We start from the raw sequence: 15554 nt of genomic DNA on the forward strand, positions 1-15554 counted from the left end.
GCCATCGGCGCAGGTCAGGCCGCCCTCGTGGCTCCAGCGAGTGGTGCGGAGGTCGGCAGTGCCGCTCCGGCCTCCGCCCACGCGGCAGCAGCCGGCGCCGACGGCCTCACGGAGGCATCCGCCGCCGGCCTCGCGGTGAAGCAGAAGAAGGACGTCGTCGTCACCGGCCTGACGACCGAGACGTCGCAGACGGTCGCACACGCCAACGGCACGTTCACCGTCACGACGAGCCCTCGCGCGGTCCGCACGCGAACCGCGAGCGGGTGGGTTCCCATCGACAACACCCTTGTGCGCGACGGCAACCGGGTGCGTCCACGAGCCGCCGCGCTCCCCATGACGTTCTCTGCAGGCGGGTCAGGGGCCCTGGCCACGCTGGGTGCCGAGAAGCGCACCCTGTCCTTCGGCTGGCCGGGCGTCACCCTCCCGACGCCGGTGCTCGACGGCGACCGCGCCACCTACCCCGAGGTGCTGCCCGGGGTCGACCTGGTGCTGACGGCGGACACCGACACCTTCTCCGAGGTGCTCGTGGTCAAGAACCGGACGGCGGCGGCCAACCCCGCGCTGCGCAGCCTGCGCTTCTCCGTCGCCGCTCCCGGTCTGCGCCTGCGCGCGGGCAACGGTGGTGTCCAGGCCGTCGACCCCTCCGGGCGGCCGGTGTTCGCGTCGGCGCAGCCGCAGATGTGGGACTCGTCGGGGCCCCAGACGACGGCCGAGCTGGCCGCGAAGCCCAGCGCACGTGCGACGGTGGCGGGTCGAGGTGCGTCCGACCGGCTCATGAGCGCCGGCGCCGGGTCGCGGTCCCGGCCGATGACGACCCGGCTCTCGGGCGGGCACCTCGACGTGGTCCCGGACCGGTCCCTGCTCACGGGGGCCGGCACCACGTTCCCCGTGCAGATCGACCCGGCGTGGAGCGGCGGCAAGGTGGCCTGGGGGTACGTCGACAAGAAGTACCCCACCGTCAGCTACTACAACTCCACGGGTGACGCGCGGGTCGGGTACGAGTCCCAGGAGGGCACGACCAAGCGGAGCTTCTTCCACATGAAGACGACGGGCTTCGCCGGCACGAGCGTCCTCAGCGCCACCTTCCGCCTCAACGAGACCTGGTCCTGGTCGTGCACCGCGCGGGAGATGCAGGTGTGGGCGACGAACAGCATCACGTCCAAGACGACGTGGAACACCCAGCCCACCTGGGCCTACAAGCAGTCGGCGAAGACCTTCGCCTACAACTGGTACCCCAGCGGCCAGGCCTCGCCGTGCCCCAACCCCTCGGGGGGCGTGGAGTTCGACGTGAAGACGCAGGCGACGAACGCCGCCAAGGGCAGCTGGTCGTACATGGCCATCGGCATCCGGGCAGCGAGCGAGACCGACACCTACGCCTTCAAGCGCTTCCAGAACAACCCCACCCTGTCGGTCACGTACGACAACCTGCCCACGACGCCGACCTCGGCGACGACGGTGCCGTACACCGCGTGCACGGGCGGTTCGATCGGGAACACCGACATCAGCCTGCGAGCGGTACCGCAGGACAAGGACGGCGGCTCGGTGATCGCCGAGTTCCGCTACGGGACGACCTCGACGCCCACCACCGTGCGACAGGTGGCAGCGACGGCGGGCAAGCCGGCGGTCCTGGACCTCAAGCGCACTCTCGGAGCCGGGAAGTGGTACTGGGAGGTCCGCACCGTCGCGAAGGACGCCAACGGGACGTCTCGGTGGTCACTCCCGACCTCCACGTGCTCGTTCACGGTCGACCTCACGGCCCCGAACCCGGCCGCCGTCACCGTGACGAGCCCGACCTTCCCGGACTACTCGGAGAACCCCGACAGCGTCCAGGGCAGCGCCGGGAGGCCGGCGGTCTTCACGATCACGACCCCGGCGGACGCCGTCTACGTCCGGCTCGCGTTCGACCGTGACCCGATCTACCGCTCCCCTGTCACGGCCGGCAAGGCGGTGGTCACGATGATGCCGACCCGCACCGGACCGTCGACGCTCAACGTCCAGCTGGTCGATGCCGCCGGCAACCTGTCGGGCATCAACAACAGCTTCGACATCCTCGCCGGCCCGGTGCCGTCGGGTACCCCGTACACCCGTGGTGACCTCAACAGCGACGGCAAGCCCGACATCCTCCGGTGGTACCAGGACTCGCTGATCTGCGACTACCTCGGGTCGGGGGCGATCGGGAACAGTGCGACGACCTTCTCCGCCGGCTCCGGGTGCGCGGTCACGAGCAACGCCGACCTCGGGGCAGGGTCGAAAGCGGTCGACGTGGGCAACTGGGACGGCGTCTTCGACGACACCGAGACGAACGACGTCGTCACGCTGACCGGCGGCAAGCTGCGGCTCTTCCGCGGCAACGGCGCCGGAGGCGTCGACACCACGGTCGTCGAGGACCTCACCGACGACGACCTGCTCAACCCGACGGTGTTCGACGCGAGCCCGTACGTCGAGGTCTACGGCGCGGGTGACTGGGACTCCGACGGGGACCCCGACCTCGCGGCCCGCACCCCCGACGGCCGGCTGTGGCTGCTCGCCAACGACAACGGGATGGTGTCGGTCCCGGACGGCACCCTGGGCCTGGAGATCGGCAACATCTGGACGAACTACACGGCCGTCTTCCCCGGCGACGTCAACGGCGACGGGCGCGTGGACATCCTCGGCAGGTACAACGCGACGGGTGCCCTGTACCTCTACCCGGGGGTGGTCGACGGCAACGGGGTCGGCGCCCGGACCCAGATCGGGTCGGGGTGGAACGTCTTCTCCCAGATCGTCCCCCTGGACGACTGGGACCGGGACGGGAACGTGGACTGGGCCGGCATCCAGCCGGACGGCGACCTGTACTTCTACCGCGGCAAGTCCACGACACCCTTCCTGAACGCGGCCGTCCTCAGCGGCAGCGGCTGGACCAACAACTGGGTCCTGTAGGTACGCGTCACCACCCACGCTACGGCGCAGTACCCGTCGTGATCGCGACGAGTACTGCGCCGTAGCCCGTGATGGGTGGGGGCCGGGACGCGACCTAGAGTGGGCGGTCCACGACCCCGGCGGAGGAACCCCCGATGATCGAGCTGCTCGACGCGCGCGAGGTCGAGCGCGCCCGCGCCACCGGCCGGCTCGTCGCCGACATCCTCGTCGCCGCACGCGCCCGCTGCGAGGTCGGCACGAACCTCCTCGACGTCGACCGCTGGGCCCGGGAGATGATCGAGGCCGCCGGCGCCCTGTCCTGCTACGTCGACTACGAGCCGTCCTTCGGCCGCGGCCCGTTCGGGCACCACATCTGCACCTCGGTGAACGACGCCGTGCTCCACGGCCTCCCCCACGACCGCACCCTGCGCGACGGCGACCTGCTGACCCTCGACCTCGCCGTCTCGCTCGGCGGGGTCGTCGCCGACTCGGCGGTCAGCTTCGTCGTCGGCACCGCGACCCCCGAGGCCACCCGGCTCATCGAGACCACCGAGCGTGCCCTCGCCGCGGGAATCGCCGCCACCGGCCCGGACGCGCGGCTCGGTGACGTCTCGCACGCCATCGGCTCGGTGCTCACCGACGCCGGCTACCGCGTCAACACGCAGTTCGGGGGCACGGCGTCGGCTCGACGATGCACCAGGACCCGCACGTCTCCAACACCGGACGCCCCGGACGCGGATACCGGCTGCGCCCCGGCCTGCTCCTCGCCCTCGAGCCGTGGGTGATGGCCGACACCGACGAGCTCGTCACCGACGCCGACGGCTGGACCCTGCGCAGCGCCACCGGCTGTCTCACCGCGCACAGCGAGCACACCGTCGCCATCACCGAGGACGGCGTCGAGGTGCTCACCCTCCCGAGCCGCTGAGCACGACGAGGCGCTCGGTCGCGCGGGTCATCGCCACGTAGTGGTCGACCGCCCCTCGATGCCGGTGCCGAACCGCTCCGGGTCGTGCAGCACGACGAGGTCGAACTCCAGGCCCTTGGTCTGCTCCGGTCGCAGTGAGTGCACCCGGTCGGTCGCGACGAACGACGGGTCGCCGACGACGCAGGCCACCCCTCCGGATGGCTCGCCAGCCAGTCCCCGACGATGGCGTCCCGGTCCCCGCGGATGCATGGAGGACCGGAATCCCGTTGCTGCGGATCGAGGTCGGCACGTTCGCGTCCGGGATCGCGGCACGGATGACCGGCTCGGCCTCGGCCATCACCTCCTCGGGCGTGCGGTAGTTGATGGTCAGCGACGCCAGCGACACCGCGTCGAGGCCGACCCGGGTGAGGCGCTCCTCCCACGACTCCGTGAAGCCGTGCCGCGCCTGCGCCCGGTCGCCGACGATCGTCAGGCTGCGCGACGGGCAGCGCTCGAGCACCATCCGCCACTCGGCGTCGGTCAGCTCCTGGGCCTCGTCGACGACGACGTGCGCGAACGGCCCGGCGAGCGCGTCGGCCTGGTCCTCGGGCAGCGCCCCCTCGTCGACGAGGGCGGCCCGCAGGTCCTGCCCCCGGAGCATCGACATCACCTTCAGGTCCGAGTCGTCGCTCTCGAGCAGGTGCTCGACGACGTCGGCCATCCGGGCGCGCTCCGCGGCGTCCGCGACCCGGCGGCGGGCCCGGCGCCGGGTGGCCTCGGGGTCACCGAGCCGGCGCCTCGCCGCGTCGAGGAGGGGCAGGTCGGCGGTCGTCCACGCCGCGGGGTCCGCGCGCTGGAGGGTGCGCACCTCGTCCGGCGTCAGCCACGGCGCGCAGAGGCGGAGGTAGGCCGGCACACTCCACAGGTCGCCGACGAGGTCGGTCGGCTCGATGAGCGGCCAGGCCCGGCCGAACGCCTCCACGAGGTCCTCGTCGGCGGCCAGCGCGCCGCGGAACCGGGCCCTCGGGTCCTCGGAAGACACCCCGTAGGCATCGAACTCGTCGACCTCCTCCTCACCCCAGCCGTCGTCCCCTCGTCCAGCTCGGCGGACAGCTTGTCGACGAGGACGTCGGTCAGGGCCTCCCACACCCGGTCCCGAGCCTCGTTGTGCGGCGTGCCGGGCTCCGGGGCGTCGAAGGCCTCGCGCCAGTCCGCGGGGTCGAGCCGCACGTCGGCCCACGGCGTCGAGACCAGCATCGGTGACGACGGCGCCTCCTCGTAGAACCGGACGGCGGCGTCGACGGCCGACACCAGCCGGGCCGATGACTTCAGCCGCGCCACCGCGGGGTCGCGCTCCTCCCCGCCCCGGGGCCCTCGGGCACGAGCTCGCGCAGGGTGCAGGTGCGCACCCCCTCCTCCCCGAGGCTCGGCAGCACGTCCGAGACGTAGGCCAGGTAGGGCTGCGACGGCCCGATGAACAGGACGCCACCGCTGCGGTGCCCCAGCCTCGGGTCGGAGTACAGGAGGTAGGCGGTGCGGTGGAGCGCGACGACGGTCTTGCCCGTCCCGGGACCGCCGTCGACGACCAGCGCCCCGCGCGACCCCGCCCGCACGACGGCGTCCTGGTCGGCGGCGATGGTGCCGAGGACGTCACGCATCCGCGGCGAGCGGCTGCTCCCGAGGCTGGCGATGAACGCGGACTGGTCGTCGAGGGCGGCGTGCCCCTCCAGGCCCTCGGGGGTGAACACCTCGTCCCAGTAGTCGGTGATGCGCCCGAGCGTCCACCGGTAGCGGCGCCGGCTGGCCAGGCCGCGCGGGTCGCCGTGGGTCGCGGCGAAGAACGGCTCGGCGGCCGGCGCCCGCCAGTCGACGAGCAGCGGCTCGCCCGCACCCTCGGTGAGGCCGAGCCGGCCGACGTACACGGGGTCGCCGCCGTCGGCGGACACGATGCGCCCGAGGCAGAGGTCGACGCCGTAGCGCCTCAGGGTCCGCAGCCGGGCGGTGAGGCGGTGCACCTCGAGGTCGCGGTCGAGCGCCTCCTGCCCCGTCCCGGCGGGCGCGCGGCGCTCGGCGTCGAGGCGGTCGGCGAGCTCGGCGACCCGGGCGTCGAGCGTCTCGGACAGGGTGGCGAAGAAGCGCTCGTCGGCGGCGAGAAGGGCCGGGTCGTCTTTCGCGGCGAGGTGGTCGGGGAGGTGGATGACACGGGTGGTGGCGTCGGGCACGTCGGCGGCTCCGGGGTCGTCGGGGATCTGGGCCGACGATTGTGCGACGGAGAGGGGGCCTTGCCACAAGCCCCCGGCTGCGCTATACGTTGGGAGTGGAGGGGGACTCCGGGGTCAGTTGCCGTGCGACGGGTCCTCGCCGTCGTCCCCGGCACCCACGCGTTCGGCCCGGTCGGGCCCTCCTGCACCGCACCCGACTCCCCGTCCGGCTGCCCCGCGACCGCCTGGTCGTCGCTGATCTCGGTGTCTGCGTCCTCCGCCGGCATCTGCTGCACCTCGGAGACCTGTCCCTCGTCGTCCTTGCCCATCCCCCGACGCTAACCGGCCGGCGCCCTCCGCGGTCCGGGAGGTGCACGACACCGCGCTAGGTTGGACGCCATGCCGACGACGCCGGACCTCCTGCGCGCCCTCGTCGACGACGCCGCCGTCTTCCCTCCCGGCAACAGCCCTCTCGCACAGGCTGTCTCGTCGCACGCCGAGCACCGCGCCGCTACGTACGGCGCCTGCGTCGGCCCACTGCTCGTGCCCACCTCCGCCGCCGCCGAGCTGCTCGAGCACCTCGACGCCGGGCGCTGGACCGGGCCGGAGCCGCTGGGCCTCGGCGTCGTGGCGCGCCCCGGCACCGACCCCGCCGTGCTCCGTGACGCCCTCGCGCTGCTCGGCGCCGACCCGCGGGTCCGGCTCGCGGGGCCGAGCTCGGGTGGACCCCGCAGTGGCGGCGCCTCGACCTCCCCGGCGACCTGCCGCTGGCCCTCGAGGTCCCGCGCGGCGGCCCCGAGCAGGCGGAGGCGCTCGCCGACGTCCGGGCCTCGGTGGCCGAGGGGGATGCGGTCGTCGCGAAGTACCGCACCGGCCCCACCCCCACGTGGCCGTGGCCCGACGAGCACGACCTCGCCGCCTTCCTCTGCGCCGCCGCGGCCGCTCCCGTGCCGTTCAAGCTGACCGGCGGGCTGCACCACGCCGTCCGGGGGACCTACCGCGTCGACGGCGTCCCCGAGGAGAACCACGGCGTGCTCGACGTGCTCGTCGCGACCGCCGCCGCCCTCGACGGCGCCTCGACCGACACGGTCGCCGCGCTGCTCGCGGTCCGCGACTCCGGCGCCCTCACCGAGCTCGTCCTCGCATGGAGCGGCGACACCACCGCCCGGGTGCGGGCCGCCTTCACCGCCTACGGATGCTGCACCGTCACCGACCCCCTCGGCGAGCTCGCCGACCTCGGGCTGCCCACCGCACCCGACCGACCCGGAAGGACCGACGCGCCATGACCTGGCTCGACCTGCCCGCCGACCACCCGTTCGGCCTGCACAACCTCCCCTACGGCGTGTACTCGACCGAGCCCGACGGCGAACGGCGCGTCGGCGTCCGCGTCGGCGACCAGGTCCTCGACCTCGCCGCCTGCGCCGAGCGCGCCGGGATGGAGTCGGCCGCCGTCTGGCGCGGCGGCTCGCTCGACCCGTTCCTCGCAGAGGGCCGGGCGGCGTGGACGGCGGCCCGGGAGTGGCTCGTCGAGCACCTGTCGAACGACGAGTACCGCGACTGCGTGGAGCCCAACCTCGTTCCGGTGCAGCAGGTCTCGATGCACCTTCCGTTCTCCGTCGCCGACTACGTCGACTTCTACGCCAGTGAGCACCACGCGAGCAACGTCGGCCGCATCTTCCGTCCCGACTCCGAGCCGCTGACGCCCAACTGGAAGCACCTTCCCATCGGCTACCACGGCCGCGCCGGCACGGTCGTGGTCTCCGGCTCCGACGTCGTGCGCCCCACCGGGCAGCGCAAGGCCCCCGCCGACGCCGCCCCGACCTTCGGCCCAGCGCCCGCCTCGACATCGAGGCCGAGCTCGGGTTCGTCGTCGGCGGCGCCACCGCCCGCGGTGACCGGGTCGCCCTCGAGGACGCCGACGAGCACCTCTTCGGGGTCGTCCTGCTCAACGACTGGTCGGCCCGCGACCTGCAGGCCTGGGAGTACGTGCCGCTCGGGCCGTTCCTCGGCAAGTCCTTCGCGACGAGCATCAGCCCGTGGGTCGTCACCACCGAGGCCCTCCGTGCCGCACGCGTGCCCCTGCCCGGTCAGGACCCGGAGCCGCTGCCCTACCTCCACGGGTCGGCGGCCGGCCCCGACGACCCCGGCACGGCCTGGGGCCTCGACGTCCACGTCGAGGTCGAGTGGAACGGCACGGTCGTCTCCCGCCCCGAGTACCGCGACATGTACTGGTCGCCGGCCCAGATGCTCGCGCACCTCAGCGTCAACGGCGCCTCGGTGCGCCCCGGCGACCTGTTCGGCTCGGGCACGATCTCCGGCACCGCCAAGGACACCCGGGGCAGCTTCCTCGAGCTGTCGTGGAGCGGACGCGAGCCGGTGACCCTCGACGACGGGTCGCAGCGCTCGTTCCTCGAGGACGGCGACACGGTCGTGCTGCGGGCCACGGCCCCGGCCCGGACGGCGGCGTCATCGGGTTCGGTGAGTGCGTGGGGACCATCCTCCCCGCGCGCTGATCAGCGCTTGAGCACGACCACGGTCTCGGCGACCTTGTCGTGCAGCGTCTGCCGGCGCGGGTCCCGCAGGAGCCACGCCGGGTCGACCACCGACAGCAGGAACCCGGCGAGGCCGAGCAGCGCGTTGAGCGAGAGCAGCTCGGAGACGACCTTGATCGCCTGGCGGCGCAGCGCCACCGGGAGGGTGACCGGCCCCGCGGCCTCGACCGGACGGACCACCGTGCCGAGCAGCATCTTGCCGGGGGTCGCCGAGCGCCAGACGAGGAAGCCGACCTCGTAGACGAGCGCGACGGCGAGGCCGACGAGGGTGACCGGGAGCGCCACCTCGGCGACCGCGGCCTGGATCACCGCGGGGTCCGGCTGGGATCCCGTCCCGCCCTCGAGCGCCGCCGAGAACCACGTGTCGAACGCGTCGAGCAGGGGCCCGAGGAAGGGCAGCGACAGGAGTCCGCCGACGATGTTGACGATGATCGCGTCGACGACCCGGGCGAGCAGCCGGCGCCACCACTCGGCGAGCACCGCGCCGTCGGGCAGGCGCCGCTCGCCGGGACGGACCGAGGAAGCACCCGGCGCGGAGGACCACCCGGAGCCGGCCTCCGGGCGGGCTGCCCCTTGCTGCCACCCGTGCTCGCCCTGGTGCCGCTCGGCGGCCGGGCGCACGTCCGGGGAGTGACCGATCGTCGAGCTGGCCGCCGTCGGCGACACCCGTGACGTCGTGTGCGACGACCAGACCACCCCGTCGAAGTACCGGAGCTGCGAGGGGTCGTCGGGGTCGTCGTACCACCCGGCGGCGGTGGGGGTGCTCATGGGCTCAGCGTCTCACGAGCCCGTCACCGTCCCGGTGCGGGTCCATTGACCCCGGGCTCGCGGAGGCGCACGATCGGGTGATGGCCCTCCGGCTCGGCGCCCACCTCGACTCCCTGACCGACCGGCTCCGCTGGGAGCCGGTGACCCGGCGCGTCCGGGCCCGGCTCGACGGCCGGCCGGTGCTCGACACGACCGACGCGGTCCTCGTCTGGGAACCCCGCCGGGTGGTGCCGATGTACGCCGTGCCGCCCGCCGACCTCTCCGCCACCCTCGCCCCACGGGCGCGCGCCGCCGTCCCCGACGACCTGCCGCCCGAGCTCGGCCCGGTGCACTTCGAGTGGCACCACACCCCGGGCACGAGCTTCGACGTCGTCGTCGGCGAGCGCACCCTCGCGCACGCGGCGTTCGCGCCCGACGACCCCGACCTCGGCGGGCGCGTGGTGATCGAGTGGGACCCCTTCGACTGGACCGAGGAGGCCCAGGCGGTCACCGGGCACCCCCACGACCCCTTCAAGCGCATCGACCTGCTCGCGACCGAGCGCCACGTCGTGGTCTCGCTCGGCGGCGTGGTCCTCGCCGACACGCACCGGGCGCTGGCCCTGTACGAGACGCACCTCCCACCCCGCTGGTACGTCCCGCACGACGACGTGGTCACCGACCTGCTCGTCGGCAGCCCGACCACGTCGACGTGCGCGTACAAGGGGCACGCGGCGTACGTCTCGCTGCGCCCGGGCGCCGTGCCGGGCCTCGACGAGGAGGCCGGCCACGACGTCGCGTGGACCTACCCGCACCCGCTGCACGAGGTCGAGGCCGTCCGGGGGATGTTCTGCTTCTGGGCCGAGCGCACCGACCTCGAGGTCGACGGCGTGGCGGTGCCGCGCCCGGCGACGCCCTGGTCCGCGGGCCTCGAGCCGGCCTGACCGCACGCTGCGCAGGCTGCGCACCTCTGGCACCACGGGCCCCACCCGGGCCCTAGGGTCGAGCGATGAGCGACGACTCCTCCGTCCTGCGCACCAAGCCCGTCGAGGACGTCCTGGCCCAGGCGGGCGGACCCGACGGCGAGGGCGGGGACGACGGCCACGGCCCCGGACGGCTCACCCGCCGCCTCGGCCCGTTCGACCTCATGGGCTTCGGCATCGGCATCGTCATCGGCACGGGGATCTTCACCCTGACGGGCATCGAGGCCAAGAACCACGCCGGCCCGGGCGTGGTCGTCTCCTTCCTCATCGCCGGTGCGGTGAGCCTGCTGGCGGCCCTCTGCTACGCCGAGCTCGCCTCGGCCGTCCCCACCGCGGGCTCGGCCTACACGTATGCGTACGCGACCATCGGCGAGGTCTTCGCCTGGATCATCGGCTGGGACCTCATCCTCGAGTTCGCCCTCGGCGCCTCGGTCGTGGCCCGCGGCTGGTCGGGCTACCTCCAGGAGCTGTTCGACCTGCCGACGTCGGTGTTCGGCGAGGGGTCGGTCGTCAACGTCGGTGCCATCGCCATCGTCCTGCTCCTCGGCGTCGTCGCCGTCGTCGGCATCCGCGAGAGCGCCCGCGTCACGAACACGCTCGTCGTCGTCAAGGTCGCGGTCTGCATCTTCGTCATCGTCGCCGGCGCGTTCTACGTCAAGGCCGCGAACCTCTCCCCGTTCATCCCGCCGGCCCGGCCGGTGGAGGAGGGGACCTCGGGGCTCAAGCAGCCCGTCAGCCAGGCCCTCTTCGGCATCGAGCCCACGGCCTTCGGGTTCGCCGGCGTCCTCACCGCCGCCGCCGTCGTCTTCTTCGCCTACACCGGCTTCGAGGCCGTCGCCAACCTCGGCGAGGAGACCAGGAAGCCCAGCCGCGACCTCCCGCTGGGGCTGCTCGGCACGCTGGCCGTCTGCACCGTGCTCTACGTCGGCGTCTCGCTCGTCATCACCGGGATGGTCCCCTACGACGAGCTCAACGAGGGCGCACCCATCGCCAGCGCGTTCGAGGCGGTCGGCGCCGGCTGGGCCTCGACGCTCGTCTCCATCGCCGCGGTCGCCGGGCTGACCTCGGTGATCCTCGTCGACCTCGTCGCGATGGGCCGGATCGGTTTCTCGATGGGCCGCGACGGCCTCATCCCCCGCTCGGTGGCGGCCGTGCACCCCCGGTGGGGCACCCCGTGGAAGATCACGATGATGACCGTCGTCCTCGTGGCCGTGCTGGCGGGCTTCGTGCCGCTGACGGCGCTGGCCGACCTCGTGTCGATCGGCACGCTCTTCGCGTTCGTCGTCGTGTCGATCGCCGTGCCGATCCTCCGGCGCACGAAGCCCGACCTGCCCCGGCCGTTCCGGACGCCGTTCTCCCCCGTCGTCCCGGTCGTCTCCGCCCTGGCCTGCGTCTACCTCATGAGCAACCTGTCCCTCGAGACCTGGCTTCGCTTCGCGATCTGGATGGTGCTGGGCTTCCTCGTGTACTTCCTCTACGGCCGCCGGCACGCCCGGCTCAACGCCTCCTGACCCGGGTCGCCCCGGACGCAACGACGGCCCGGTCCCCCAGGGGGCCGGGCCGTCGTGGCGTGCGGGGGGCAGTGTGCCTCAGAGGTTGCCGCGCTTGTCCTGCTCGCGCTCGATGGACTCGAAGAGTGCCTTGAAGTTGCCCTTGCCGAAGCCGAGCGAGCCGTGCCGCTCGATGATCTCGAAGAAGACGGTCGGCCGGTCGCCGAGCGGCTTGGTGAAGATCTGGAGGAGGTAGCCGTCCTCGTCGCGGTCGACGAGGATCTTGCGCGACTGCAACTCCTCGATCGGCACGCGGACCTCGCCGATGCGGGCGCGCAGCTCGGCGTCCTCGTAGTAGGCGTCCGGGGTGTCGAGGAACTCGACGCCCTCGGCGCGCAGCTGGTCGACGGTGGTGAGGATGTCGTTCGTCGCCAGGGCGAGGTGCTGGGCACCGGGGCCGGCGTAGAACTCGAGGTACTCGTCGATCTGGCTCTTCTTCTTGGCCACGGCCGGCTCGTTGAGCGGGAACTTCACCCGGTGGTTGCCGTTGGCGACGACCTTGGACATCAGGGCCGAGTAGTCGGTGGCGATGTCGTCGCCGATGAACTCGGCCATGTTCACGAAGCCCATGACCTTGTTGTAGAACCCGACCCACTCGTCCATCCGGCCGAGCTCGACGTTGCCGACGATGTGGTCGAGGGCCTGGAACAGGCGCTTCGGGGAGCCGTCGCGCTTGACGAAGGTCGAGGACGCGGGCACGTAGCCGGGCAGGTACGGGCCGTCGTAGGTGACGCCGTCGACGACGCGCTGCACGAGGCTGTGCCGGGTCTCGCCGTAGGTGGCGATGGCCCCGACGCGCACGGTGCCGTGCTCGTCGGTGAGGTCCTCGGGCTCCTGGAGCACGGTGGCGCCGGCGCGGCGGGCCTGCTCGATGCAGCGGTCGACGTCGGGCACCTCGAGGGAGATGTCGACGACGCCGTCGCCGTGCGCCGCGTGGTGGGCGATGAGCGGGCTGTCGGGGGTGACCGCGCCCTTGACGACGAAGCGGATCGAGCCGGACTTCAGGACGTAGGCCTTGTGGTCGCGCACGCCGTGCTCGGGGCCGGTGTAGCCGACGAGCTCCATGCCCCAGGCGGACTGGTAGTAGTGCGCGGTCTGGGTGGCGTTGCCGACGACGAACACGATGGCGTCCCAGCCGGTGACCGGGAACGGGTCCTGGAGCTCGTCGTACTCGACGAGGCCCACGAGCTGCTTGAGCTGCTGGAGGTCGAGGCCGGCCTGCCGCTCCTGCTCCGTGAGGTCGAGGTGGCTGGCGGACGTCGTCGTCGTGTCAGTCATCCGGCCACTGTCCGTGACCTGGTCGGGATGTGCAACCACACCACGACACGGTGGTCACGATGTGCATGGTGTTGCCTGCCGACCCCCTCGTACTGGACGATGTGCCCATGGCACGACAGGACGGGGTGGACCCCCTCGACGCCCGGATCATCGCCCTCTGGACCGAGGACCCGCACGTCGGGGTCCTCGGGGCGTCGCGCGCCCTCGGGGTCGCCCGCGGCACCGTGCAGGCCCGGCTCGACCGGCTCCAGGAGCGCGGGGTCATCCGCTCCTTCGCACCGCAGGTCGAGCCGGCCGCCCTCGGCTACCCGGTGACCGCCTTCTGCACCCTCGAGATCAGCCAGCGCCAGGGTCACGAGCCGGTCGTCGCGCACCTGTCGGCCATCCCGGAGGTGCTCGAGATCCACTCGATCACCGGGGTCGGCGACCTCGTCGTGCGGGTGGCCGCCCGCGACAACGCCGACCTCGGCCGGGTCATCGACGAGATCATCGACGACGTCCACGTGCTGCGGGCCAACACGGCCATCTGCCTCGTGACCCACCTGGCGCACCGCACCGGCCCGCTCGTCGAGTCCGCCGCGCGGTCGGTCAGCCCGTGACGACCACCGGGGCGCCGCCCGACGTGAGCCGCCAGTCGGTGGAGGCGAAGGCCGGCGGGTCGATGGTCCCCTTCGCCGTCACCCAGTCGATGAGCAGCTGCCGGATCTCGACCTGCCGGTTGTAGACCACCGGCGCGCTCTTGACGTCGGGGAAGTTGCCGCCGCCGGACTGGCGGTAGTTGTTGATGGCGATGACGAACTGCTGGGCCGGGTCGATGGCCGCACCGGCGTACTGCAGGTTCGTGATCCGAGCCCCGGGGTCCTGGGCGATGTCGATGTCGTAGGTCAGCGGCGCGTCGAGGCCGCCCATGATGTCGTAGTTGTAGTCCGGCGTGCCGCCCGGTGCGGTGTCGGTGACGGCGTTGGTCACCTGGTCGGCCGTGAACGGTCCCGCGCCGGTGACCTTCTTGAAGTAGCGCGCCGACCACTCGAGGTAGGCCTTGACCTGCGCACCCGTCAGGGTGATACCGAGCAGCGTGTTGTCGAAGATGTAGAGCCCCGCGACGTCGCGCACGGTCACGTCGCCGGCCGGGATCGCCGCGTCCTTGTTGAAGGGCGCCGCGATGGACAGCACGGGCAGGCCGGCCTGCGGGGTGCCGACCAGCGCGTCCTCGACCGCCTGCCCTTGGACGAGGTTGATGAAGTCCATCGCCGCGGTGTCCTGGTAGCGCGAGGTCGAGGCCGACATCGCCTCGGTGCTCGTGCCGATCACCGAGTTGACGTAGGTGAGCACCTTCTCGTGGGCCGGGCGCACGAGGGCGGCGATGCGCGGGTCCTCGGGGGCCTTGTTCGCGTTGAGCAGCGAGCCCGCCGCCTTCGTGACCTGCCACCGGCCGCGCACCTGCTCGAGGTCGAGGTCCATGACCGCGACCCGCATCCCCCAGTAGAGGGGCTCGGTGAGCAGGACCTTGCGGCCGGTCTTCTCGTTGGTGACGAACTGCTGGGGGATCTCGACGTGAGCGTGGCCGACGAGGATCGCGTCGATGTCGGGCACCTGGGCGGCCAGCAGGCTGCTCGCGTTCTCGGGGTAGGGCAGGGCGTCGCCGTAGCTCGACGAGGTCGTCGCGCCGGAGTGGCAGGACACGACGACGACGTCGGCGCCCTCGCGCTTCATCCGCGGCACCATGACCTTGGCCTGCTCGACGATGCCGGGGAAGCGCACCTTGCCCTCGACGTTGGCGGCGTCCCAGATCGCGACGCCGGGGGTCACGAGGCCGAGGATGCCCACCGTGACGGGCTTCTGGCCGCGCACGTGGATCCGCTTCATGACGTAGGGGCGGAAGATCGGGCGGCGGGTGTTCCAGTCGACGGAGTTCGCCGACAGCAGCGGGTGCCGGCACTGCCGCTCGAAGGCGCGCAGGGTGTCGAGGCCGTAGTTGTACTCGTGGTTGCCGAGCGCGGCGGCGTCGTAGCCGACGGCGTTCATCGCGGTGGCCATCGGGTGCTTCGCGCCACCGGTGATCGGGTCGATCTTGGCGTAGTAGTACGCGAGCGGCGTGCCTTGGATGGTGTCGCCGGCGTCAAGGGTGATGCAGCGGTCGGCGCCACGCTCCTCGCGCATGGCCTTGATGAGCGTCGCGGCCTTGGCGACACCGATCTCATTGCCCTTGGCGTCGCTGTAGGCCTTGTTGGCGAAGTAGTTCCAGTTGTAGACGTTGCCGTGCAGGTCGGTGGTGCCGAGCACCGTCACGCGGGTGGTCTTCCCGTGCCCGTGGCCGTGTCCGTGGCCGGGGTGGTGGCGGTCGTCGGCGCTCGCCGCGGGGCGGAGAGCACCCCGGCACCGCCGACGGCGGCGAGGGTGAGGAGCTGGCGGCGGGTGGCGGCGGAGAAGGAGGTGTCGGTCAC

At 72.6% G+C, this 15554-nt stretch carries 9 protein-coding genes and 3 pseudogenes; 7 read left to right on the plus strand and 5 right to left on the minus strand.

What is annotated here, in order from left to right; translation table 11 throughout:
• Window positions 1–27 precede the first annotated feature (27 nt).
• On the plus strand, window positions 28–2919 hold the full coding sequence (locus tag G7075_RS09850) for an FG-GAP-like repeat-containing protein (protein WP_166121440.1): 2892 nt from the start codon (window positions 28–30) through the stop codon (window positions 2917–2919).
• 134 nt (window positions 2920–3053) lie between these two features.
• Window positions 3054–3823 (plus strand): annotated as a pseudogene (gene map / locus G7075_RS09855) (type I methionyl aminopeptidase).
• On the opposite strand, the pseudogene helR reads toward map, so the two are convergent.
• Window positions 3804–6024 (minus strand): annotated as a pseudogene (gene helR / locus G7075_RS09860) (RNA polymerase recycling motor ATPase HelR). The pseudogenes map and helR overlap by 20 nt on opposite strands.
• Before the next feature lie 812 nt (window positions 6025–6836).
• Here helR and G7075_RS09865 point away from each other — a divergent pair.
• Window positions 6837–7289: a hypothetical protein gene (locus tag G7075_RS09865; RefSeq protein WP_166121442.1), complete on the plus strand. Its 453-nt coding sequence runs from the start codon at window positions 6837–6839 to the stop codon at window positions 7287–7289.
• A pseudogene (gene fahA, locus G7075_RS09870) lies at window positions 7286–8516 on the plus strand (fumarylacetoacetase). The gene G7075_RS09865 and the pseudogene fahA overlap by 4 nt, the downstream one beginning before the upstream one ends.
• Here the strand turns inward: fahA and G7075_RS09875 are convergent.
• Window positions 8517–9323, minus strand: a complete 807-nt coding sequence (locus G7075_RS09875; RefSeq protein WP_166121444.1) for an RDD family protein — start codon at window positions 9321–9323, stop codon at window positions 8517–8519.
• Window positions 9324–9403: 80 nt separating this feature from the next.
• On the opposite strand from G7075_RS09875, the gene G7075_RS09880 reads away from it, so the two are divergent.
• Together G7075_RS09880 and G7075_RS09885 are read left to right on the plus strand one after the other, a co-directional pair.
• Window positions 9404–10243: a DUF427 domain-containing protein gene (locus G7075_RS09880; protein WP_166121446.1), complete on the plus strand. Its 840-nt coding sequence runs from the start codon at window positions 9404–9406 to the stop codon at window positions 10241–10243.
• A 65-nt stretch (window positions 10244–10308) separates the two neighbouring features.
• Window positions 10309–11793: an amino acid permease gene (locus tag G7075_RS09885; RefSeq protein ID WP_166121448.1), complete on the plus strand. Its 1485-nt coding sequence runs from the start codon at window positions 10309–10311 to the stop codon at window positions 11791–11793.
• A 78-nt stretch (window positions 11794–11871) separates the two neighbouring features.
• Here G7075_RS09885 and hppD read toward each other — a convergent pair whose 3' ends face one another.
• Window positions 11872–13110 carry a 4-hydroxyphenylpyruvate dioxygenase gene (hppD, locus tag G7075_RS09890; RefSeq protein WP_166121450.1) on the minus strand — a complete coding sequence of 413 codons (1239 nt, stop codon included), beginning with the start codon at window positions 13108–13110 and terminating at the stop codon, window positions 11872–11874.
• A 107-nt stretch (window positions 13111–13217) separates the two neighbouring features.
• Between hppD and G7075_RS09895 the strand changes: the two genes are divergently transcribed.
• Window positions 13218–13709: an Lrp/AsnC family transcriptional regulator gene (locus G7075_RS09895; protein ID WP_166121452.1), complete on the plus strand. Its 492-nt coding sequence runs from the start codon at window positions 13218–13220 to the stop codon at window positions 13707–13709.
• Here the strand turns inward: G7075_RS09895 and G7075_RS09900 are convergent.
• Complete coding sequence (locus tag G7075_RS09900; RefSeq protein WP_166121454.1) at window positions 13699–15399, minus strand: bifunctional UDP-sugar hydrolase/5'-nucleotidase; 1701 nt, start codon at window positions 15397–15399, stop codon at window positions 13699–13701. The two genes, G7075_RS09895 and G7075_RS09900, sit on opposite strands and share 11 nt — an antisense overlap.
• Window positions 15396–15554 (minus strand): hypothetical protein, encoded by a 159-nt coding sequence (locus G7075_RS09905; protein WP_166121456.1) that lies wholly within the window; start codon window positions 15552–15554, stop codon window positions 15396–15398. The genes G7075_RS09900 and G7075_RS09905 overlap by 4 nt, the downstream gene beginning before the upstream one ends.

The organism is Phycicoccus sp. HDW14, assembly GCF_011383005.1.
GTDB lineage: Bacteria > Actinomycetota > Actinomycetes > Actinomycetales > Dermatophilaceae > Phycicoccus.